This is a genomic window from Lactobacillus sp. JM1 (assembly GCF_009834385.1).
GTDB classification, from domain to species: Bacteria; Bacillota; Bacilli; order Lactobacillales; family Lactobacillaceae; genus Lactobacillus; species Lactobacillus paragasseri.
On the sequence record NZ_CP044412.1, the window covers coordinates 1,571,230 to 1,593,166 of the forward strand.

Annotated in this window: 17 protein-coding genes and 1 tRNA gene; 2 read left to right on the forward strand and 16 right to left on the reverse strand. The window is 35.8% G+C overall.

The features are described 5' to 3' along the window. Positions 1–5: 5 nt before the first annotated feature. The 13 genes from gatB to F3I00_RS08115 form a co-directional block, all read right to left on the reverse strand. Entirely contained in the window at positions 6–1,436 is a 1,431-nt protein-coding gene (gatB, locus tag F3I00_RS08055) for an Asp-tRNA(Asn)/Glu-tRNA(Gln) amidotransferase subunit GatB (RefSeq protein WP_159311074.1), read from the reverse strand. Between the two features lie 3 nt (positions 1,437–1,439). Next, positions 1,440–2,879: an Asp-tRNA(Asn)/Glu-tRNA(Gln) amidotransferase subunit GatA gene (gatA, locus tag F3I00_RS08060; protein ID WP_003648275.1), complete on the reverse strand. Its 1,440-nt coding sequence runs from the start codon at positions 2,877–2,879 to the stop codon at positions 1,440–1,442. Continuing rightward, entirely contained in the window at positions 2,879–3,181 is a 303-nt protein-coding gene (gatC, locus tag F3I00_RS08065) for an Asp-tRNA(Asn)/Glu-tRNA(Gln) amidotransferase subunit GatC (RefSeq protein ID WP_003646851.1), read from the reverse strand. Before gatC ends, gatA begins: the two co-directional genes overlap by 1 nt. A 10-nt stretch (positions 3,182–3,191) precedes the next feature. Further along, positions 3,192–4,331, reverse strand: coding sequence for a CamS family sex pheromone protein (locus F3I00_RS08070; protein ID WP_020807406.1), 1,140 nt, complete (start codon positions 4,329–4,331; stop codon positions 3,192–3,194). A gap of 22 nt (positions 4,332–4,353) precedes the next feature. After that, on the reverse strand, positions 4,354–6,360 hold the full coding sequence (ligA, locus tag F3I00_RS08075) for an NAD-dependent DNA ligase LigA (protein ID WP_003648272.1): 2,007 nt from the start codon (positions 6,358–6,360) through the stop codon (positions 4,354–4,356). Between the two features lie 39 nt (positions 6,361–6,399). Continuing rightward, entirely contained in the window at positions 6,400–8,643 is a 2,244-nt protein-coding gene (gene pcrA, locus F3I00_RS08080) for a DNA helicase PcrA (protein ID WP_020807407.1), read from the reverse strand. A gap of 98 nt (positions 8,644–8,741) precedes the next feature. Then, the gene (locus tag F3I00_RS08085; protein WP_020807408.1) at positions 8,742–9,368 is read right to left on the reverse strand and encodes a glycoside hydrolase family 73 protein; all 627 of its coding nucleotides are present in this window, start codon (positions 9,366–9,368) and stop codon (positions 8,742–8,744) included. 1 nt (position 9,369) lies between these two features. Then, positions 9,370–9,987 (reverse strand): ECF transporter S component, encoded by a 618-nt coding sequence (locus F3I00_RS08090; protein WP_020807409.1) that lies wholly within the window; start codon positions 9,985–9,987, stop codon positions 9,370–9,372. Between the two features lie 71 nt (positions 9,988–10,058). Further along, positions 10,059–10,147: transfer RNA gene (locus tag F3I00_RS08095), tRNA-Leu, on the reverse strand. A gap of 56 nt (positions 10,148–10,203) precedes the next feature. Beyond that, on the reverse strand, positions 10,204–10,662 hold the full coding sequence (locus tag F3I00_RS08100) for a SprT family protein (RefSeq protein ID WP_020807410.1): 459 nt from the start codon (positions 10,660–10,662) through the stop codon (positions 10,204–10,206). Beyond that, entirely contained in the window at positions 10,662–11,363 is a 702-nt protein-coding gene (locus F3I00_RS08105; protein WP_020807411.1) for a glycosyltransferase family 32 protein, read from the reverse strand. Before F3I00_RS08105 ends, F3I00_RS08100 begins: the two co-directional genes overlap by 1 nt. Further along, positions 11,360–12,796, reverse strand: a complete 1,437-nt coding sequence (locus tag F3I00_RS08110; protein WP_159311075.1) for an oligosaccharide flippase family protein — start codon at positions 12,794–12,796, stop codon at positions 11,360–11,362. Before F3I00_RS08110 ends, F3I00_RS08105 begins: the two co-directional genes overlap by 4 nt. Positions 12,797–12,807: 11 nt before the next feature. Continuing rightward, entirely contained in the window at positions 12,808–13,956 is a 1,149-nt protein-coding gene (locus F3I00_RS08115) for a CDP-glycerol glycerophosphotransferase family protein (protein ID WP_020807413.1), read from the reverse strand. A gap of 233 nt (positions 13,957–14,189) precedes the next feature. Between F3I00_RS08115 and F3I00_RS08120 the strand changes: the two genes are divergently transcribed. Both F3I00_RS08120 and F3I00_RS08125 read left to right on the forward strand, forming a co-directional pair. After that, positions 14,190–14,996 (forward strand): helix-turn-helix domain-containing protein, encoded by an 807-nt coding sequence (locus tag F3I00_RS08120; RefSeq protein ID WP_020807414.1) that lies wholly within the window; start codon positions 14,190–14,192, stop codon positions 14,994–14,996. A 102-nt stretch (positions 14,997–15,098) separates the two neighbouring features. Next, positions 15,099–16,667, forward strand: coding sequence for an ABC transporter ATP-binding protein (locus F3I00_RS08125; RefSeq protein WP_020807415.1), 1,569 nt, complete (start codon positions 15,099–15,101; stop codon positions 16,665–16,667). An 87-nt stretch (positions 16,668–16,754) separates the two neighbouring features. Here the strand turns inward: F3I00_RS08125 and F3I00_RS08130 are convergent, their stop codons facing one another. The 3 genes from F3I00_RS08130 to F3I00_RS08140 all read right to left on the reverse strand — a co-directional run bounded on the left by F3I00_RS08130 (position 16,755) and on the right by F3I00_RS08140 (position 21,909). Continuing rightward, the gene (locus tag F3I00_RS08130; protein ID WP_020807416.1) at positions 16,755–19,430 is read right to left on the reverse strand and encodes a calcium-translocating P-type ATPase, PMCA-type; all 2,676 of its coding nucleotides are present in this window, start codon (positions 19,428–19,430) and stop codon (positions 16,755–16,757) included. A 171-nt stretch (positions 19,431–19,601) separates the two neighbouring features. Further along, positions 19,602–20,435 carry an ammonia-dependent NAD(+) synthetase gene (gene nadE / locus F3I00_RS08135; RefSeq protein ID WP_049160757.1) on the reverse strand — a complete coding sequence of 278 codons (834 nt, stop codon included), beginning with the start codon at positions 20,433–20,435 and terminating at the stop codon, positions 19,602–19,604. Position 20,436: 1 nt separating this feature from the next. Then, entirely contained in the window at positions 20,437–21,909 is a 1,473-nt protein-coding gene (locus tag F3I00_RS08140; RefSeq protein ID WP_020807418.1) for a nicotinate phosphoribosyltransferase, read from the reverse strand. Positions 21,910–21,937: the final 28 nt, after the last annotated feature.

Consider the following 21,937-nt stretch of genomic DNA (forward strand, 5'->3'; position numbering starts at 1 on the left):
AATGATTAACGACTTTGAAGTTCCTTATTAAGCAACTGGTTAACGACCTTAGGGTTAGCCTTACCACGAGTTTGCTTCATGATTTGACCAACTAAGAATCCAATTGCACGATCCTTACCATTCTTGAAGTCTTCAACAGATTGTGGATTGTCATCAACAACCTTAGTTACCATTGGCCCAAGAACAGAAACATCTGATAATTGGACCATGCCCTTGTCTTCAACATACTTCTTAGGATCAGTACCATTTTCAATAGATTCTTTGAAGACCTTCTTAGCAATCTTAGATGAAATAGTTCCATCTTTGATCATCTTGATCATTTCAGCTAAGTGTTCTGGCGTCAATTTAATATCTGCAATACCAACTTGGTTTTCATTCAAGTAACCATTAACTTGAGTGTTCAACCAGTTAGCAGCTAAAGTTGGATCAGCACCAGCAGCTACTGCAGCATCGTAGAAATCACTTGATTCCTTAGTTTGTAAAATAACGTCAGCATCGTATTCCTTAATACCGTATTCTTCAACGTAGCGCTTGCGACGTTCAAATGGTGATTCAGGTAAACTTTCTGTAATTTCATCAATCCAGCTTTGCTTAATGTGGTAAGGTGCAATATCTGGTTCTGGGAAGTAACGATAATCTGCGTCACCTTCCTTAACACGCTCTAAGACGGTCTTACCAGTAGCTTCATCAAAACGACGAGTAGAAAGTTGAACTCTGCCACCAGAAAGAAGTACTTGTTGTTGACGTTTTTCTTCATATGTAAGAGAACGACGAACGTGGTCAAATGAGTTCAAGTTCTTCATTTCGACTTTAGTACCCAGCTTTTCTTGACCAGCAGGACGGATAGAAATGTTGGTATCAACACGCATTGAACCTTCTTCCATCTTAACGTCAGAAGCACCAGTAAATTGAACGATTTGACGTAATTTAGTCAAGTATGCGTAAGCTTCTTCTGGATCTTCCATATCAGGTTCAGAAACAACTTCAAGAAGTGGAACACCCTGACGGTTTAAGTCAACGTATGAATAACCATTAGCTCCGTGAGTGTTCTTACCAGCATCTTCTTCGATGTGCATTTCGTGAATACCAATGCGCTTCTTCTTACCGCGAACTTCAACCTCGATGTAACCATCGCGAGCAAGTGGTTGGAAGAATTGCGTAATCTGGTAAGCCTTAGGGTTATCTGGGTAGAAGTAGTTCTTACGGTCAAAGTGAGTTACAGGCAAGATATGTGAATGAGTTGCTAAAGCAACCATAATACCAAGACGGTAAACATCTTTATTTAAACGAGGTAAGACACCAGGCATAGCCCAGTCGATAACATTAGTTTCAGTGTTTGCTTCAGCACCATAAGTAACTGGTGATGGAGAAAAAATCTTACTCTTTGTTTTTAATTCGAAGTGGACTTCTAGACCAATAGTCGATTTAAAATTCATTAATTAATCCTCCATTCCTGTAGGTGTTTTTTCGTAGAATTTGTTATTACGTTCAATGAAATCAGCAACCTTAAATACAGTACCTTCATCAAAACGTTTAGCCATAATTTGAAGACCAGCAGGCATACCATCAACTAAACCTGCAGGTACACTAGCGGCTGGGATACCAGCTAAGTTAGCGGAAATTGTTAAGATATCGTTGTTGTACATCTTAATTGGGTCTGAAAGTTCTTCGCCAATGCCAAATGCTGGCTCAGTAGTTGTTGGTCCAACGATAACATCATTTTCTGCAAAGATCTTTTCAAAGTCGCGACAAATTAAAGTTCTAACTTGAGCAGCCTTCTTGAAGAATTCGTCATATGCACCTGCTGATAAAGCAAATGAACCAAGCATAATACGACGCTTAACTTCGTCGCCAAAGCCTTCACTTCTAGATTTTACGTAAACATCTAATAAGTTCTTAGTATCCTTTGCACGGTAGCCATAACGAATACCATCGTATCTTTGAAGGTTTGAAGAAGCTTCACTAGAGGCAACAATATAGTAAGTAGGAACAACATATTTAGTATGTGGCAATGAAACTTCATTAATAACTGCACCAGCATCCTTCAAGACATCAATTTGCTTTTGGACAACATCGCGCATTTCACCATCAACAGCATCCATGTATTCCTTAGGAACAGCTATGCGTAAGCCTTTAACATCTTGACCTAAGAAACTAGTAAAGTCAGGTACTTCTTTTTCTGAAACAGTTGCATCATGTTCATCAGGACCAGCAATTACGTTTAATACCTCTGCTGAATCCTTAACACGTTTACTCATAACACCGATTTGATCTAATGAAGAACCAAAGGCAATCAATCCCCAACGTGATACACGCCCATAAGTTGGCTTAATCCCAAAAATACCATTGAAAGCAGCTGGTTGACGAATAGAACCACCAGTATCAGAACCAAGAGCTGCTACAACTTCACCACTAGCAACTGCAGCTGCAGAACCACCAGATGAACCTCCAGGAACTTTTTCTAAGTTCCATGGGTTATGGGTTGCACCATAGTAAGAATGTTCAGTAGATGAACCCATTGCGAACTCATCCATGTTAGTCTTACCAACAAAGGTTGCTTGAGCTTTCTTTAACTTGCTAATTACAGTGGCATCATAAACTGGCATGTAATTGTAAAGAATATGGCTAGCTGCAGTAGTCTTCATACCATTAGTAATGATGTTATCCTTAATTGCAATTGGGATACCAGCCAATTTATTTTTAGCAAAATCTAAATCTTCTGCTGGCTTTGCGTCATCGTCAACAGTAATCCAGGCATTAATTTTTTTGTCTGTTTCTTTAATATTTTTAACTGTTTCCTTAGCTAAGTCTTCAGCTGTTATTTCGCCATCTTGTAATTTTTTATTTAATGAGTCAATGTTTTCATTTAAGTAATTCATTATTCATTATCATCCTTATCAATAATTACTGGCACCTTAATGAAGCCATCAGCTTTTTCAGGAACATTCTTCATTAATTCTGCGCGACTTTCCCAATGTTCAGGCTTGTCTTCTCTAAAGTCAGTCTCTCGATCAACAACTTGAACAGTTTCAGGAACTCCTTCAGTATCAACTTCGGCTAATTGATGTGCCATATTGATAATGTCACCCATTTGTTCAGTAAACTTATCAATTTCGTCTTCACCAAACTCAAGTCGAGATAGTGTTGCAACGTGATTGATTTCATCTTTTGTAATTTTCACCGTTTGCCTCCTATTCACCGCCAAAGACGTGGACATAATAACTATCATCTGCGGAATTCTTAGCAATTAATGCCTGCGTATCATTAACAGAATTAATCTTAATTTCTATTGGTGCATCTTTAGGTAAGTACTTCTTAGCAGCTGAAAGCACAAGTCTTGAGAAACTCTCGATCTGTGCATAGCCAAAGAATTGCGTAGTTACAGTAATGTTCATTTGTGTCAAAGTTTTATTTTGATAGCGAACAGTTGCTGTTACCCCACTAATATTAGGGAAGTATCCTTGAATAGCAGCCTTAAAATCACTAAATGAAGCTGCATCAGTAGAATTAATTGCTTTTTCGCTTCCAACAGTCGGTAGTACTTGACTACGATTATTGACTGTTTTCCAATCATTTATTTTACTACTATTTGCATTAGCAATTCCATATGCAAAGTAATTTCCGCCAACTAGGGAATCTTTACTAGTCTTACTAAATAGTCCAACTAGAATTGGGATATCCTTTAATCCCTTCTTTTTACGCAAGTAAGAAACCAACTTGTTAGCTGCTTCCTTACCAAAAGTCTCCTGCTCTGCGCGAGAAATATCCTTATGATATTGTGGACCATCTTTAACTTTTTGATAGTAATCAACTGAGTTAAGGGCTAAGCCTACACTCATACCACCCATTTTGTAACTAGAATTAGATTTAGTCAAAAAATCTTGTTCCAAAATTTGGTCTAAAATGACTGGATTATAAGAATCTTTCTTAGTACTCTTTTCCGCATTTAAACCATCTGCATTGCTCTTAGACTTTCTTCCTAGCCAATCAGTCGCATCTGCAACAGAAATTTTTTGCCCTTCTTGGAAAACATACTTACTACTTGAAAAAGTATTTTGGGATAAATTTATTAATCCAGATTCTAAAGCACGACCGTCAACATTATTATCACTAGTATTTTCAGTTGTACCTTCAATTGGACTAGTTACATATTCACCATCTTTTAAGAGGACATTATAACCATTCTTACTTGTACTAGTCGTTTGATAGCTTTTCTTCTTGGTTGTCGAAGTTGTGGGATTATTGGCAAGATCGGAATTTTTTAAATTGCCACATGCACTTAAGCTCAAACCAGTTGCCACTAGCAGTGCTATTTGCAAAAATCTTTTCAATTTATTTTTCCTTCTTATTTCTTTATTTTTCAATTTTTGCAATTGCTTCTTGTTCAGTTAACATTGGAACTTGAAGTTTCTCAGCCTTATCTTTCTTAGAGCCAGCATCTGCACCATAGATCAGATAATCTGTCTTCTTAGATACTGATCCAGTCACTTTAGCTCCAAGATTTTGAAGTTTCTTAGTAAATTCACTTCGAGTAAAGTCTGATAACTTTCCAGTTAAAACAACAGTCTTTTCTTTAAAGAAATTATCTGGTGCTTCTTCTTCAACTGTTCCTAAATATTCCATATTTAATCCACTGTCACGCAACTCTTGCAACAACTTTTGCGCACTCGGCTGATTAAAATATGCTGTTAACGATTCCGCAATCGTCTCTCCTATTGTATCGATACTTATTAATTCTGGCACTGTTAATTGACTAACCTTTTCCAAATTTTTATATTTTTCCAAAATTAATCTAGCAGCTTTAGCACCAACGTGATCAATTCCAAGACCAAATAGTAATAATTCAGCTGAATTTTGCTTACTATTCTCAATTGAAGTTAACAAATTAGTAATTGACTTATCTTTAAAATGATCTAACTGACTTAATTGCTCATTAGTTAAATGATACAAGTCAGCTACATCGTTGACAAATTTTTTATCAATTAGCTGTTTTACGATTCTTGGACCAAGTCCCATAATGTTCATCGCGCCGCGTGAAGCAAAGTGAATAATTCCTTCTTCAACTTGAGCTGGACACATTGGATTGATGCAGCGGAGGGCTACTTCATCTTGCAAGTGAACCAAGTCTTGCCCACAAGATGGACATTTATTAGGAATCTCATAAGGCTCACTATCTTTAGGTCTTTTATTTAAAACGACACTAGAAATTTCTGGAATAATATCCCCAGCCTTGTGCAATTTAACTGTATCGCCAATCCGTACTCCCTTTTCTCTTAGGTAATCAGGATTATGCAAAGAAGCACGTGAAACAACAGTACCAGCAAGCTGAACGGGATTCATCACCGCAGTCGGCGTGACTACTCCAGTTCGGCCAACTGTCCATTCGATCTCTTTAACTATCGTTTCTTGTTCTTCAGGAGGAAACTTATAGGCAATTTCCCAACGCGGTACCTTGACGGTATTTCCTAATTCATTTTGTAAGCTCAAATCGTCAACTTTTAAAACGATTCCATCGATACCATAGCTTAAATCGTTACGCTTAGCAGTATATTCATCAATAAACTTAAATACTTCATCCATTGATTCTAGACGACGACCAGTTTGATTAGTGTGAAAGCCTAAGCGATTCATTTCATCAATTGCCTGGTGCTGACTAGTAATGTTTCTTGGTGGATTAACCCAAGTATAAATAAAAGTACTTAAATTTCTCTTTTTAGTAATCCGCGCATCTAATTGTCTCAAAGACCCAGCTGCTGCATTTCTAGGATTAGCAAATACTTGCTCGCCTTTTTCATCGCGTTCCGCATTTAGCTTGGCAAATGCTTCTTTTTCCATATAGCATTCACCACGAACCTCAGTTGTTAAAGGCTCAGGCAAAGTTTGTGGGATATCCTTAATGAACTTGGCATTAGCTGTCACATCTTCACCAACACGACCGTTTCCTCTAGTAGATGCGCGTGTTAATTTACCAGCTGTATATTCTAGCGATAAAGATAAGCCATCAATTTTTAATTCAACGTTGTAAGCCACAGGATGTCCAACTAGCTTTGTAATTCTGTCATCAAATTCTTTAAGCTCATCTTTTGAGAAAACATCCCCCATTGAGAGCATTGGAATAGGATGTTCCACTTTAGAAAGATCACTCTTAATTTCGCCACCAACTCGCTGCGTAATTGAGTCAGATGTTACTAAGTCAGGAAACCGCTTTTCTAATTCTACTAGTTCTTGATAAGCCTTGTCATAAACTGCGTCTTCAACTATTGGTGCGTCTTTTGCGTAATAATCTTCTGCCCATTCATCGAGCTTTTTTCTTAATTCATCGACTTTCTGAGAAGCCTGATTGTGAGTTAAAACTGCCATTATTTCAGTCCTTATCTAAACCAAACTACTTCAATCTCATTATATCTTTTTAATTGGTGCAAAGGCAGCTAAAAGGCGCTTTACTCCTTGACTAGCAAAAGCAATATCTAATTCCATATCTTCTCCGCTGCCGTTAACTTTGACGACAACACCCTTTCCCCAAGCCTTATGAGAAACTTGATCGCCAACATTCCAGGTCTTCTTATTTGCGCCAACTGCACCACTAGCCTTCTTAGCTGTTTCAATTCTAGTTTTGGGACGGTAAACTTGAGAAGTTGCACGTTCACTACTTTTAGCAAAAGGAATCGACATTGAAGAATTAGATTGAATTGGATTAACAAATTCTAGATCCTTATCTTCAATTTCATCAATAAAACGAGATGGCTGATTATTTTGCGGACGACCATACATTGTTCTAGAAAAGGCATTCGTGATGTAAAGTTTCTTTTCAGCACGCGTAATACCTACATAGGCTAAACGACGCTCTTCTTCAAGTTCACTTGGATCGCTTGCCGCTCTTGAAAGCGGGAATAGACCTTCTTCCATGCCAACTAAAAAGACAACTGGAAACTCTAATCCTTTAGCTGCATGAAGCGTCATTAAAGCTACTTGATTATCTTGATTTTCTAAATCATCTTGATCGCTTAAGAGTGAAATTTCTGAAAGAAAATCACCTAAGGCAGTCGAGTCTTCATCTTCTGGCTCATAATTATCATCAAAACGCTTAGTAACAGTTAAGAATTCGTTCAAGTTTTCTAATCTGGTATCAGCTTCAATTGTATGTTCATTTTCTAGGGCTTCTTTATAGCCAAAGTCAGCTAATAATTTTTCAGTTAAACCAGTTACGCTATGCGTCTTACTGTACTCAATTGCATCTTTTAGGGCAGTCCCAAAAGTTGCTAAAGTCTTAGCTGGACGTCCTGTAATTGGTGCTAAGCTTAAGTTCTTAAATGTTTCTTCAACTGTGAAATCATTGTCATTGGCAAAACCATTAAACTTAGCCATCGTTGTTGGACCTAATCCCCGCTTTGGCACATTGATAATTCGATTAAAACTCATCGAATCAGCAGGGTTTGCTACAACCTTCAAGTAGGCCAAAATATCTTTAATTTCTTTTCGATCATAGAATTTATGACCGCCAACAATTCGGTAAGGAATGTTTGATTTAACTAAAGCTTCTTCGACGTTACGAGATTGGGCATTTGTACGGTAAAGAACTGCAAAATCCTTGTAGTCTCTGTGATGCTCTTTTATTTCTTCGTTGATCTTTGAAACAATAAAGAGTGCCTCATCGTTACCACTTTGAGCACGATAATAGTTGATCTTATCGCCATCGCCCTTATCAGTCCAAAGTTTCTTAGGTTTACGATTTTGATTATTCTTAATAACTGAATTAGCAGCATCTAAGATATGACCAGTTGAACGATAATTTTGTTCAAGTTTAATCGTATTAACTTCATCATCTTGATAGTCATGCTCAAAATTAAGAATATTTTCCATGTTAGCACCGCGCCAACCATAGATCGACTGATCTGCATCCCCAACAACGCAAATATTTTTATATTGAGCAGCTAGTGCCACACAAAGTTGATATTGAGCTTCGTTTGTATCCTGATACTCGTCAACTAAAATATAGCGGAACTTATTTTGGTAATAATGAAGCGTTTCTTTATCTTTCTTAAACAAGACTAGCGTTTGCATAATCAAATCATCAAAGTCCATAATTTTATCTCGCTTTAAGCGGTGCTGATATTCGGCATAAACTTGCGCTGTTACTTTTTCAAAAGGACTAGCTGCTTGTTCTTTGAAATCTTTTGGCGTAAGTAAGTCATTTTTGCCGTTAGAAATAGCACCTAAAATAGCCTTAGGATCATACATCTTAGGATTAATATTAAGATCCTTTTCAATTCGCTTAATTAAAGTTAACTGTTCTGCTGAATCAGCAATTGAAAAGTTATTAGAATAGCCGATTTTTTCTGCATCTCGGCGTAAGATTCTCACACATAAAGCGTGAAAAGTTGACATCCAAACACTATCAGCAGCTGGCCCTAAAAGCTTTTGGACACGTTCTTTCATTTCAGTTGCAGCCTTATTAGTAAAAGTAATGGCTAAAACATTCCATGGCGCAACGCCCTTTTCTTCAATTAAATAGGCAATTCGACGTGTTAAAACTGATGTTTTTCCACTACCAGCTCCAGCAACTACTAAAAGTGGACCTTCAGTACACTGCACAGCTTTTTTCTGCTGCGGATTTAATCCTGCAAGAATTGTTTCTTCGCTCATTGCTTCTCTCTTTCCTGATAACTTAAACACTAAAATAGACCTGTCTATTATAACAAAAAACGACGATAGCTTTTACCTTAACTATCATCGTTTTGGAATTAATCATATTGCGTTAAATTGAACTCTTTAATTAAATCAATTAGCTTTTTAGCATAACCTGGATCAGTCGCATAACCATCCGTCTCTAAAGCTTGCGCTTGACTTGCATAATCTTTTGCAGCTAAAACATGCTGATATTGATCTTTATTCCAGCTAGTTCCATTCACAAATAACCGCGTATGTGCCTGAATAGATTCTTCATAAGAATTATAAACTTGAAAACGACCAGTTACAGTTTCCCAGTGATCATTAACAAATTCCGAAGTCGTCAGCTCTCGGCTAGTATTAGGATCGGTTCCCTTGACACCGAACAAATTATAATATTTTTTTGAAAGCTCACTTTGACCAAAATTACTTTCTAAGCATGCTTGCGCAATGGTAACACTTGGAAATAAACCATAAGGCTTATCTGCTCTTTGAGCAATTGGAGCTACTACTTTAATAAACCTTTCTTTACTTTGAAGAGCGCGTTCCTTTTCTAACTGCGCTTGCCTTAATTGTTCATTAACCGCGACCTCGTGACGCCAGTACAAAAAGCCTGATAAAATTACTACCAAAGTAAAGCAAATAGCAAAGGCTCTTGCAATTACATATTGAATATTTTTTTGACGGCGTCTACGCGGCATTTTAACTCATCTTCCTTTTCATTACTTGCTTCAAAGGCATCGCAATTGCTGGCGTAAGGATAGCAGTAAAGATTGCTTCTACAACACCATTAACACCTAAAACACTTAATAAAATTGCAATTAAAGGAGCTGAATTTTGAGTTTGGCCTAGGCTTTGAAGCAAGGCAGCTGGATTATTCATAAACCATAAACTAGTAATACTAATCACCAGTAAAGTATTAGCAAGTGACGTACATAAGCCTGCAATTGTATAAACAACGGTCTTCTGAAGTTTTGATTCATCTTTTGCAGCTTGACCAATCATTCCAGCAATAAAGCCAGCTGCTGCCCGCGGAACTAACGCAATAAAGATATTTCGAAACAACAACATGCTGACAATATCGCCAGGTTGCGTATAAGCAATAAATAAACTTAATAAGCCCCAAAATAAGCCAATCGACGTACCGAACCCAGGTCCCATTAAGCAACCAGCTAAAGCCACGGTCAAAGGAATAGTTGTAATTGAAGGCAATCCCGGCAGAATTCTAATGTAGCCGATGTAAGGAACAAAAGTCTGAACTAAAATAATTGCAACAAAAATAGCACTAATAGCAATTCTAAAGGTCTTCTTATTAATCATAGTCTTTCCTACTTTTATCAAGTATATCTTTAACAAAAAAGAAAGCCGCATTTGCGACTTCCTTTTCTTAGTGGTGCGGGCGAGAAGACTCGAACTTCCACGATCTAAAAGCGATCACAAGATCCTTAGTCTTGCGCGTCTGCCATTCCGCCACGCCCGCGGTACTTAACTAATATACCAAATAATTTTTCTTTTAGCAAATGGAAATTTGTTTTTTTACTTATTTCTTCTAACTAATTTTAGTCTACCACCACATCTGCCGCAGCGATATTTTCTTGTATTTACTTTACGAACACGGGGATATTGAAAATGGCAGTCTTCACATTCATAAAGATAGTTTTTAACTTGCCTGCGTCTTAACCCAATGTCAGATGTATAACGACTACCACCAACACGAGCTAATAAGTTCTTAAAATCACGATTGCGGTGCTGATAGCCTAGTCCCGCTAAGTGTAAATGATAATGCGTCAACTCATGCTTAATTATTCCCACTAAGTCTGAGCGATATTTTTCATCTAAAAAATGACCATTAATATCAATATGATGGTCATTTAGAAAATATCTTCCTCCAGTTGTCGTCATGCGATTATTAATCTTAACTTCATGCCTGAAAGGAAGGTGAAAATATTTTAATGAAATTTCTTCTACTAATTTTTGTAATTCTGTTTGATTCATTATTTTCGAATTAATTTTTGATATAAACTAGCCTGTCTTGGAGAGGATATTCTTCTCTTTAGACCGGTCACAATTTTTTGCTTTACTGACTGCTGCCCATCAATCCAAGTACCAGTAAATAAGTGAATAGAGTATGAATCTTTACTTGGATTACACAAAAAGCCATCTGGATAAACATGAACGCCATCTTTTAAAAGCTGCTCGCAGTTACCTGTTTTTAGCCCATACTTTTCTTTCAAAATATCAGTTACTGACAAACTATTCACGCCCGCCATTTGATTATTTTTGTCAAAAGTAAACTCTTTGTCTTGATAATAATCGAGAATATCTTTTATGAATGGATGATAGGCCTCTGCACCAAAAATAGCAGCTGACAAGTAGTCATTATTTTCAAAACCAATAAACGCCTGATTCTTTAAAAGTGGATCTAGCTTTTTAAGAACTCTAACATCTGTATCTAAATAGATTCCGCCCTGTTCATAAATAGCACGAGCGCGAATATAGTCAGACACAAAGGCCCATTTTTTAGCCTGATAAGCTTCTTCAAGATAGCGATTCTCATGCATATCAAAATTACTTTCATTCCACTCAATAATTTCATAGTCAGGCAACTTCTTTTTCCAAGTCGTAAGACACTCTTTAATTAATGGCGACTTGGGGTTATGTCCTACCCAGACGTAATGAATTTTTTTAGGAATCATCTTTTTACCTTTCTAAGAAAGCGAGTTATAAAGTCCATGATATCTTGATTAAAGTCTAACTTCATCATAAACATAATTCCAGCATAAATAATTAACATCAAAATTGATTTAACTGCCATGTTCAAAAAACTTGAACTAATTAGGTTAGGCATAAGCATCCCTGCAATTAACGTAATTATTCCAATTAAGAAATACTTTGGCACGTCGCTAAATGCATTTTTAAAACTATAATCATCTCTCACAATCCAAAGCCGCAAAATTAGAACTACAAATTCCGTAATTAGAATTGCGACTGTTGCTCCACTAGCTCCATATGGTCGATCAAGTAGCGCCGCTAAGACAACTTCGATAAGCGCCCCAATTACAACTGGAATGGCGTATTCCTTATCTCTTCTGTTAGCCAGCGCAAACTGATTAGCAAATACTCCCCCCATCGGAATCATGATGATCGTTAAGGCAAAAAAGAACATCAAAGGCGTCATTGGAATAAATTTCTTACCAAAGAAGAATGGCACAAATTGCTTAGTATTAGCCATAATAATGACTGCGAATAAGGTTCCAAGCATCGTCGTTGCTTCAAGCGACTTTTTTAAGACAATTTTCTGAGTTTCTTTTTCTTCGCTAGCCATCTTCGGCATGATGACTAAAGAAATACTAGTAATTACTCCTAAGATCATATTAGAAATTCGTTGCGAATTGTCATAAAAGGCAACTTGTGTTGAATTGCTAAAAAAACCTAGGATTGGCTTATCAAGCGAGGTATAAATCTGCGTTGCTATCTGCGGAATCATTAAGGTAATGATTGAAACAATCGTTGTTTTATATTTATAAAAATGACTAACCGGTTTTCCTACATAGCGATGAATATCAAGCCAAAAGACAAAAGACCCAAGCACTGTCGAAACTGACATAATTAAAAAATACTTCCAAAGATCAGCTGGTGACTTAATTAATAATAAAATCAAAACCACACTAGCTAACTTAACAGCAGTATTTTTTAACACTACCCGACCAAAATCAGCTAAACCTTGAAAGAACCAAGAAATATCGACCTGGGCAGAAATCAAATATGGAATCATTAAGATTAAGTAGTTCCAGTATTGAATATGAAAAATATTGGTAATCAGTAAAGTAATTAAAATAGTCACTAAACCAGCAATTGCTTGGAAATACCATAAGCCCCAAAAGGCATCAGTTAATTCTTGAGGAGTCCCATAAGTTCTAGTTCGAGAAACTGTTCGAATTCCAATATAAGAAACTGACAAGGTACAAAATACCATCAGAAACTGCACAGTATTATTTACACTGCCATAAATACCATAAGTCTTAGGACCTAAAACTCGAGATAGATATGGAACTGTAATTAGCGGCACTAAAACTAGAAAGATTTGATAGACCGCATTATATAAAATATTAAGAAAAGTTCGCTTCACTACTTTTTCCTCTAAAATTTCTTTGTCATGTAATTGAAGATAAGCTCGCAAGAATCAAGATTATCAACTTCATCAATTAACTCACGCCAATAAAAACGTTGATTTTTGTATTGATGATCATCAGGATGCGTCAAAACTTGTAAAAATTCCTCTTGTGACTTAACACAGGGACCTGGCGTAACGTCCTCATATGGACTCAATAATAAGCCACGGACCTTTTCATATTGCTTTAGATAGTTGGTAATGAAAATAATTGGCTTATCTAAGTACAAATAATCAAAATAAATTGATGAAAAATCAGTAATTAAGAAATCAGTATTTCCAAGCAGCTCGTATAAGTCGAAATCATTTTTAAATAAATAATCATTATTTAAGAAAGCGATGTTTGAAAATTGACTGTTAAAGTCTTCAAACATCCGCATTTCATAAGGATGAAGCTTCACGATTAGATACTGATGCTTTGCTTTTAATGCATCATTTAATTTATAAGGATCAAAATCTTGAAAGGCAAAATAATTTCCTTGCTTTATTTTTTCCATAACCAATGGATCTTCAAGCTCATAACGAAAAGTTGGCATGTAGATTCCTATTTGAGCTTGATCATCCCTAGTTTTAAATAAATCTACTAATAATTTTTCCTTAGAGATTGCTGGATGGTTAATGTAATCAATTCTAGGAAAGCCTAGCTTTTGATATTTTTTACCTTCAATTGCCATACAGGCACTCATTAAACTTTCGTAGAGATCAGAGCTTGAAGTTACCAGGTCTGCATTTTTATGCCATAGCTTTTGGTTACGCTTATTATCACGATAGTGCGTATTGTGAGCCATAAAGCCCATACGTTTTAAAGGTACGCCATGCCAGAATTGAATGTTAACTTGACTTCGTCGCGCTTTAAAAGGTTGATGAGTCGTGATCACATATTTAGCGGCCCCAATTTTTTTCCAGGTTTTCCATGATAAGTGAGAAGACGGCCAGGGCTCAACTAAGGTAATGTTGTAGTCTGGATGATTAGCCTTGATGTATTTATAAAATAAATAACCGTTTGAACCAGATCTACCTGAGCCGTTTAAGACTACAATGTTCTTTTCTTTAATTGGACGAAGACTTGCAAGGAAGCTTATTCCCCATAAGTACAAGCGAAAAAATAAACTTTTCATTTAGATGTTCCTTAATAAATGAATTTGTTGACAAATATTTAATATTTGTCAATTATATACTCATTACTAAGGGTATAAAAAAAGCTTGAGTAAACTCAAGCTTTTTTTGATTATTTGATAAAACTTTATTTTCTTCCACTATCTCATTCCATTTCATTTTATTTCTATATTTTCCATTTAAAGTTTCATATAATTCATAACTAGATAGACCTTTATAGATTGGAGATTACAATATGAACATTGGCGAAGCATTAAAACAATATCGTACTAGCGCAGGACTGACTCAAAAAGAATTCACTCAAAATATCCTTTCTCCAGCGCATTACTCGAAAATAGAACGTAATCTACATGAAATATCAGCAAATGACCTGCTAAAACTGTTGAGTCAAAATAAAATACGTTATTCAGATTTTTTCTCATCCCTCGATCAAAACAACGTAAAAGACCAAGATGAAAAACTTAGTGAGCAATTATTATCTGCTTACTATGATCGAGATCTTGATAAAGCAAAAGAAATCTATACTCAAATTAATACATCTAGTGATGATTTACTTAAATTACAAGCTCAACTTATTCTCAATACTCTACAATCAGGTCGTCATAAATTTCCTAAAAACAAAGATAAAATTATACAAAAAGTCTTTTCAGGTACTCATTGGCTCAATGATTCTCACAAAATTCTGATATTAGCTACCTTTATTGAAGTTCTTGATCCCGCTGACTTACCTTTCTTTTTAAATCAAATTTATCAGAAATATCAAAACAATCTTGGTAAACAAACTCTAAAAATTCAAGAAAGCGTTGCATCTTTCTGTATCAACTATTTATATTCAGCATCCCAAAACAGAAATATTAGTTCAACTAATAAAGCTATTCAACTATTAACTCAATTAACAGAATATCCCGAATTAGGTATTGAGAAAATTATAGGTTATTACTATCATTGTTACTTTACAAATCAAAAAGAACAATTAAAGACCATTATTACTATTTTAAAGAAAAGTAACTTAAGTAAAACAATAAATATCTTGCCACAATAAACTGCATATACGCAACTCGCTGATCAATTATGCAAAAAAAATCCTCTTCATTACGCAAATACCTTATCATTTATCTCATCTTAAATGAAAAGAGGAGTAACAATGAAGAAGTTTATCAACAAAAAATATTTTACCTTAAGCATCTTGCTTTCATGCTTGAGTGGCTTAGAATTGCCTTTTGGAACTTGGTCATATTCAGAAATATTCTCTTTAATTACTGAAAAAAATATTCCTAATACTATCAGGATGGTAGCAGTTATTACTATTGCCCAAATTCTTTTGGTCATTATTAAGTATTTAAATACACGGGTACTTAACAGAAATATCGCTTGTTTTAATCAAAACGTGCGTGAATTTCTAATGAAAAGCAACTTTATTGAAATCAGTGAAAACAATGTATCAAAGCAAATTTCTTTTCTTTCAAATGATCTTAACTTAATAGAAGAGAACTATTTGAAGCAACTTTTTCAATTAATTTCAATGATTGTAACAATTGTCGGTACTTCAATAGTTGCAGTTGGCAATAGTTTTTTATTAACTTTAGTTTTTATTTCATTCGCTATTTTTTCAAGTATTATCCCTAAGTTTTTTAGCAAGAAAACAGCCCAGCAGTCAAATAATTGGAGTACTTCTACTGGAACTTACATAACATTTATGTCCGATTTTTTAAAGAATATTAGGACAGTTTTAAATTACAATGCATTAGATACCTTTATTAAAAAAGGGCAAAAAATTATTACTCAATCTACTGAAAATAAGAGATTACGTGATAATACAATTGCTAAAAGCAATTTTTGGGTTAATATATTCGTTTATTCTTTTGACTTTTTACCTATTGGAATAGGAATAATTATGGTCATCAAAGGGATGCTTACTCTAGCCTCATTTGTAGCTGTCCAATACTCCAGTACTTGGATTATTAACAGTTTTTACAGTATTAATAGCTGCCGTAATCAAATGTCATCAGCCAAACCTATGATAGATAAGCTACTTTCTTTTAAACCAGAAGAATTTGACAAAAATATTCCTAATTCTAACCTAAATACCTTAACCCTTAACAATATTAGCTTTGGATATAAGCCAGGAGAATTAGTACTAGACAAAATCAACTTAAAAATTAAAAGAGGTGATAAATTATTACTTACTGGTAAGTCTGGTCAAGGAAAGTCTACCCTTCTTAATCTTTTAACTGGTCAACTAAAACCTACTAAAGGAAACGTGCTCGTCAATGGGATGACCAATCAAAATTATACATTTAGTGAGGTACAACAGACTTCTCAAATATTTAATGATACTTTACTTTTCAACCTAACATTAGGTAAAAAGTTTGATGATTTCAAAATTACAGAAGCTATCAAAAAGGCTGGACTATTGCCATATGTTAATCGGTATGGCTTAAATACGATTATAGAAGAAAATGGAAATAACTTATCTGGCGGTGAAAAGAAACGAATAGAATTGGCACGAGCTTTTCTATATGAAAGAGATTTTTTAATTGTTGACGAAGGGACAGCTTCGCTTGATCCCACCACAGCTAATCAGATTCATGAAGTGTTCTTAGATTCTCTATTAACAGTAATTGAAATAGATCATCATATTCCACCTAAAATTATGCAAATGTTTAATCATCATTATGATCTGCACGACAAGCAATTAGAACGGATATTCTAATTTGTAAAAAAAGGCAGCTAGAAAATTTAAACTAGCTGTCTTTTTTCATGCATATTTTTTATTCTACCTGCTAGAAGATGATATTTATTATTTTCTAGCAGTCCGTCTTTCAAAGAATTTAACGATTTCAACAATGATAATCATCAAAAGTCCTGCAATAATTACAACCAACCATTGCATTCCATCTAATTCAGTCACATCAAAAATCTTAGTCAAAAATGGAATTTCTACTGCAGCCATAACTAAAGCAGAAATAATAATTGCTCCGTTGAACCACTTATTTTCAAATGTTTGCCCTCTAAAGATTGACTTGTGAATAAATTTAGAGTTAAAGGCATGGAACAACTGAATTAAGCCTAAAGTAAGGAAGGCCATAGTTAAAGAATCTGCATGTTGCATAGCTGCGTTTCCAACGTGAGGTCCGACATGTAAACCAAACTGATATGCACCTAAAACTAAAATGCCTTCTAAAATACCTTGATAAATAATCGAACTTGCAACACCGCCGCTAAAGAAGTTTGATTTTCTACCACGCGGCTTCTTCTTCATAATTCCTGGCTCAACTGGTTCAACACCCAAGGCAATTGCTGGTAAGGTATCAGTAACCAAGTTAATCCATAACAATTGCACTGGCATTAGAATATCCCAACCAAGCATTGTCATCATGAAGACTGTTAAAACTTCACCGACGTTACAACTCATTAGGTAAAGAATTGCCATTTGAATATTCGCAAACACCTTACGGCCTTGCTTAATTGCTTCAACAATTGTTGCAAAGTTATCATCAGCTAATACCATATCAGCTGCACCTTTTGATACTTCAGTACCTGTAATTCCCATGCCAATACCAATGTCAGCTTGCTTTAAACTAGGTGCATCATTTACACCATCCCCAGTCATTGCAACGATCTTATTATTTGCCTGCCAAGCTTTAACAATTCTAACCTTATTTTCAGGAGATACACGAGCATAAACGCTGTAGTCTTGAACGTGCTTGTTAAAGTAATCATCTGACAACTTATCAAGTTCAGCACCTGTAATTACGGACTTATCTTTGTCTGAACCTGTTTCTAATATACCTAAACGAGAAGCAATTGCAGCAGCAGTGATTTGGTGGTCACCAGTAATCATAACTGTTCTAATACCAGCACTCTTGGCTTCTGCGACGGCTGCTTTAGCCTCTGGTCTTTCTGGATCAATCATTCCGACTAAACCAGCAAAAATTAAATCTTGCTCAACGTTATTAGTAGTTGGATCGTCATAAGCCTTATCCACAATCTTGTAAGCCAGTCCCAAAACACGTAAGGCTTGTTCAGCCATATTCTTGTTAGAAGCTAAGATGTTTTCCTTTTCACTGTCAGAAACTGGCGTTACTTGACCCTTTTTTTCGATCTTAGTTACACGCTTTAATAACTCATCAGGTGCACCCTTTACAGCAACAAAGAATTTATCGCCATAATGGTTAACCGTTGACATTAACTTTCTTTCTGAATCAAAAGGAACTTCTTGAACACGGCTATCTTTCTTGAGTAAATCTTCAACTTTGACGTTTTGATCAAAAGCATATTGAATCAAAGCTGTTTCAGTTGGATCTCCTAAAAGCCGTCCACCATCTTCAATTTTAGTGTCGTTAGCCAAAATCATGGCCATCATAGCTGGATTATCTACCTTAACTGCCTCTTCATCATTATGAAGTTCACCATCATAGTAAACTTTTTCAACAGTCATTTGATTTTGCGTTAAAGTACCGGTTTTATCAGAACAAATAATATCTGTTGCACCTAAAGTTTCAACAGCAGGTAGCTTTCTAACAATCGCCCTATGCTTAGCCATCGTTTGCGTACCAAGAGCTAAAATAATCGTTACAATTGCTGGTAAACCTTCTGGAATTGCAGCGACAGCTAAAGAAACGGCAACTAAGAACATATCAATAATTAACTTATTAGTTGGCTCGCTTCCTTGCTTGGTAAACATCCCCACGACAAAGACAATTACACAAATTGCTAAAATCATAATGGTCAACGTCTTACCAAGTTGATTCAAGTTTTCCTTTAATGGGGTAGCTGTTTCATCGGCATTATTAAGCATTGTAGCAATCTTACCGACTTCAGTCTTCATTCCAGTTCCAACAACAATACCTTCTGCTCGTCCGTACGTAACATTAGTATTGGCATAAGCCATATTAACGCGGTCACCTAAAGCTACATCATCAGCTTTTAAGATGTCGCTATCTTTTTCAACCGGAACTGATTCACCAGTCAAAGCAGACTCTTCAACCTTTAAACTAGCTGTCTTAGCTAAACGCATATCAGCAGGAACAACGTCTCCTGCTTCAAGTAGCACAACATCACCCGGCACAATGTCAGTACTTGGAATCTCTAGAATTGCTCCTCCGCGTCTTACATGTGCATTCGGCGTCGACATTTCTTTCAAGGCATCAATTGCGGCTTCTGATCTGGCTTCTTGAATTACGCCTAAAATTGCATTCAGTAAAACAACAATCATAATAATTGCTGCATCCGTCCACTCATTTGCCACAACTCCTGATAAAACTGCGGCTACAATCAAGACAATGATCATAAAATCCTTAAATTGATCAATGAAGCGCATGAACATACTGCGTTTTTTCTTTGATGCTAAAGAATTAGGCCCCTCTGAAGCTAATCGTTTCTTAGCTTCATCATCAGACAGCCCATTATCTAGTGATGTATGTAGTTCTTTCTCAATTTGAGAAATATCTTGAGCATAGTACTTCTCTTTCAAAGCCAATCCCTCCAATAACTAAAAAAGACTTATAACGAACCCATCGTCATAAGTCTCACTAATTAAGATAAGCCCAGAGACATTCATCCCGGTTGTTGAACTTATCGCAATAAATTGCCGTTACTCTCTTATGCAAGTTTATTATATTAAACTAACGAGTCCGACACAAGTTTAGTTCTTTTTATAAAAATCATCAAAAATAGTTACTGGCAAGTGACGCTTATGCTCACTCTTCTTCCATAACTTTTCAATTTGTTCAGCAGCTTTATCGCTTACTTCTTTACCTTCTAAGTAATCGTCAACTTCCTTGTAAGTTACGCCTAAAGCTACTTCATCTGGTAAATCTGGTTTTTCTTCTTCTAAATCAGCAGTAGGTGCCTTTTCATACAGATGTTTAGGACAACCAAGCTCTTTAAGCAGCGCCTTTCCTTGACGCTTGTCTAAGCGGAAAAGTGGTGTAAGATCAGCTGCACCATCGCCGTACTTAGTGTAAAAGCCAGAGAAGTTCTCTGCAGCATGGTCAGTTCCGACAACTGCCCCATTATTTGCACCAGCAATTGCATATTGAACAACCATTCTTTGACGCGCCTTAATATTACCCTTATTAAAATCAGTAATCTTTTGACCAGTTGCTTCAACTACTTTGACCATTGCATCAACTGGTTCTTTAATATTTACGATTAGATCTTGATCGGGCTTTTGAAAAGCGATTGCATCTGCCGCATCACTTGCATCGGCTTGAACGCCATAAGGAAGACGAACAGCGATAAATTGGTAAGAATCGTCGCCAGTTTCTTCACGCATTTCTTCAATTGCCATTTGGCAAAGCTTACCTGTTAAGGTTGAATCTTGACCACCAGAAATTCCCAAAACATAGCTCTTTAAAAATGGATTTTCTTTTAAATAATCTTTTAGAAAATCAATTGATTTACGAATTTCTTCTTTAGGATCAATTTCTGGTAATACATGCTCATAAGCAATAATTTTTTCTTGTAATGGGCGCATTCTAATATCCTCTTTTCACAATTCGGCTGCGAATATTATTAATCAAGTTTACCTTGTTGTCATATAATTTTTGCGATAAATCGACTGGGTAGTCTTGTGGATTCAAGCTACGCTTGTATTCATCCCATAAACCATCGAGGTTATTTGCGGCAAACTCTTTCGTTTCTTTTAGAGTAGGTTCTTGATAAACTAACTTACCTTCATGAAAGATTTCGTGCAATAACGGACGAGCAGTATAGTCGGTAACAACCTTATTGATATAAGTATATTGAGGGTGGAACATGAAAAGAGCATCGAACTTTCTTGGGTTTTCATCATAGCGTGATACCCAATCACCTTCATTTTTCTTTTCAGAGTTAGCTTGAATTCTCCAAACTTGCTTTTTACCTGGAGTAGATACTTTTTCAGCATTTGAAGAAATCTTCAAAGTATCACGCATATTACCATCTTTATCTTCAATAGCAACTAGCTTGTATACCCCACCTAGAGCAGGTTGGTCAAAAGCCGTAATTAATTTAGTACCAATTCCCCAAACATCAATTTTTGCGCCTTGCATCTTAAGGTTTTGAATAGTCTTTTCATCCAAGTCATTTGAAGCATAAATCTTTGCATCAGGGAAGCCAGCATCATCTAATTGCTTGCGCACTTTTTTAGAAATATATGCCATATCTCCTGAGTCAATTCGAACGCCTTGGAAGTTAATCTTGTCGCCCATTTCTTTAGCAACTCTGATAGCAGTTGGAACACCACTTCTTAAGGTATCGTAAGTATCCACTAAGAATACACAATTCTTATGTGTTTCCGCATATGCCTTAAAAGCATCGTATTCACTATTAAAAGCTTCAACTAAGGAGTGAGCGTGAGTTCCAGCAACAGGAATACCAAATAATTTTCCTGCTCTAACATTACTAGTAGCATCAAAACCACCAATGTATGCTGCACGAGTTCCCCAAATAGCCGCATCAGTTTCTTGAGCACGACGTGAACCAAATTCCATTAAACCGTCATTACCAACTGCAACCTTAATTCTAGCTGCCTTAGTTGCAATTAAAGTTTGGAAGTTAATAATATTCAAAATTGCTGTTTCAACTAATTGAGCTTGTGCCAATGGCCCTTCGATTTGCATAATTGGCTCATTAGCAAAAACCAATTCACCTTCTCGAGCACTGCGAATGGTTAATTTTAATTTTAGATTACGTAAATAATCAATAAATTCATCATCATAACCACAAGTTTCCTTGAGATATTCTAAGTCGCTTTCCTTAAAATGGAGGTTATTCAAGTATTGAATAACATGGCTTAAACCAGCATTAACTGCGTAGCCGTTACCAAAAGGTTCTTTTCTAAAAAATACTTCAAATACTGAATTTCTTTCACTTACACCCTTTTTAAAATAGGTATACATCATATTAATTTCATACAAGTCTGTATGAAGAATTAAAGAATCGTCTTGATCAATTTGTGGGTAAAACATTTTGTCTCCCTCATCACTAAATAAATAA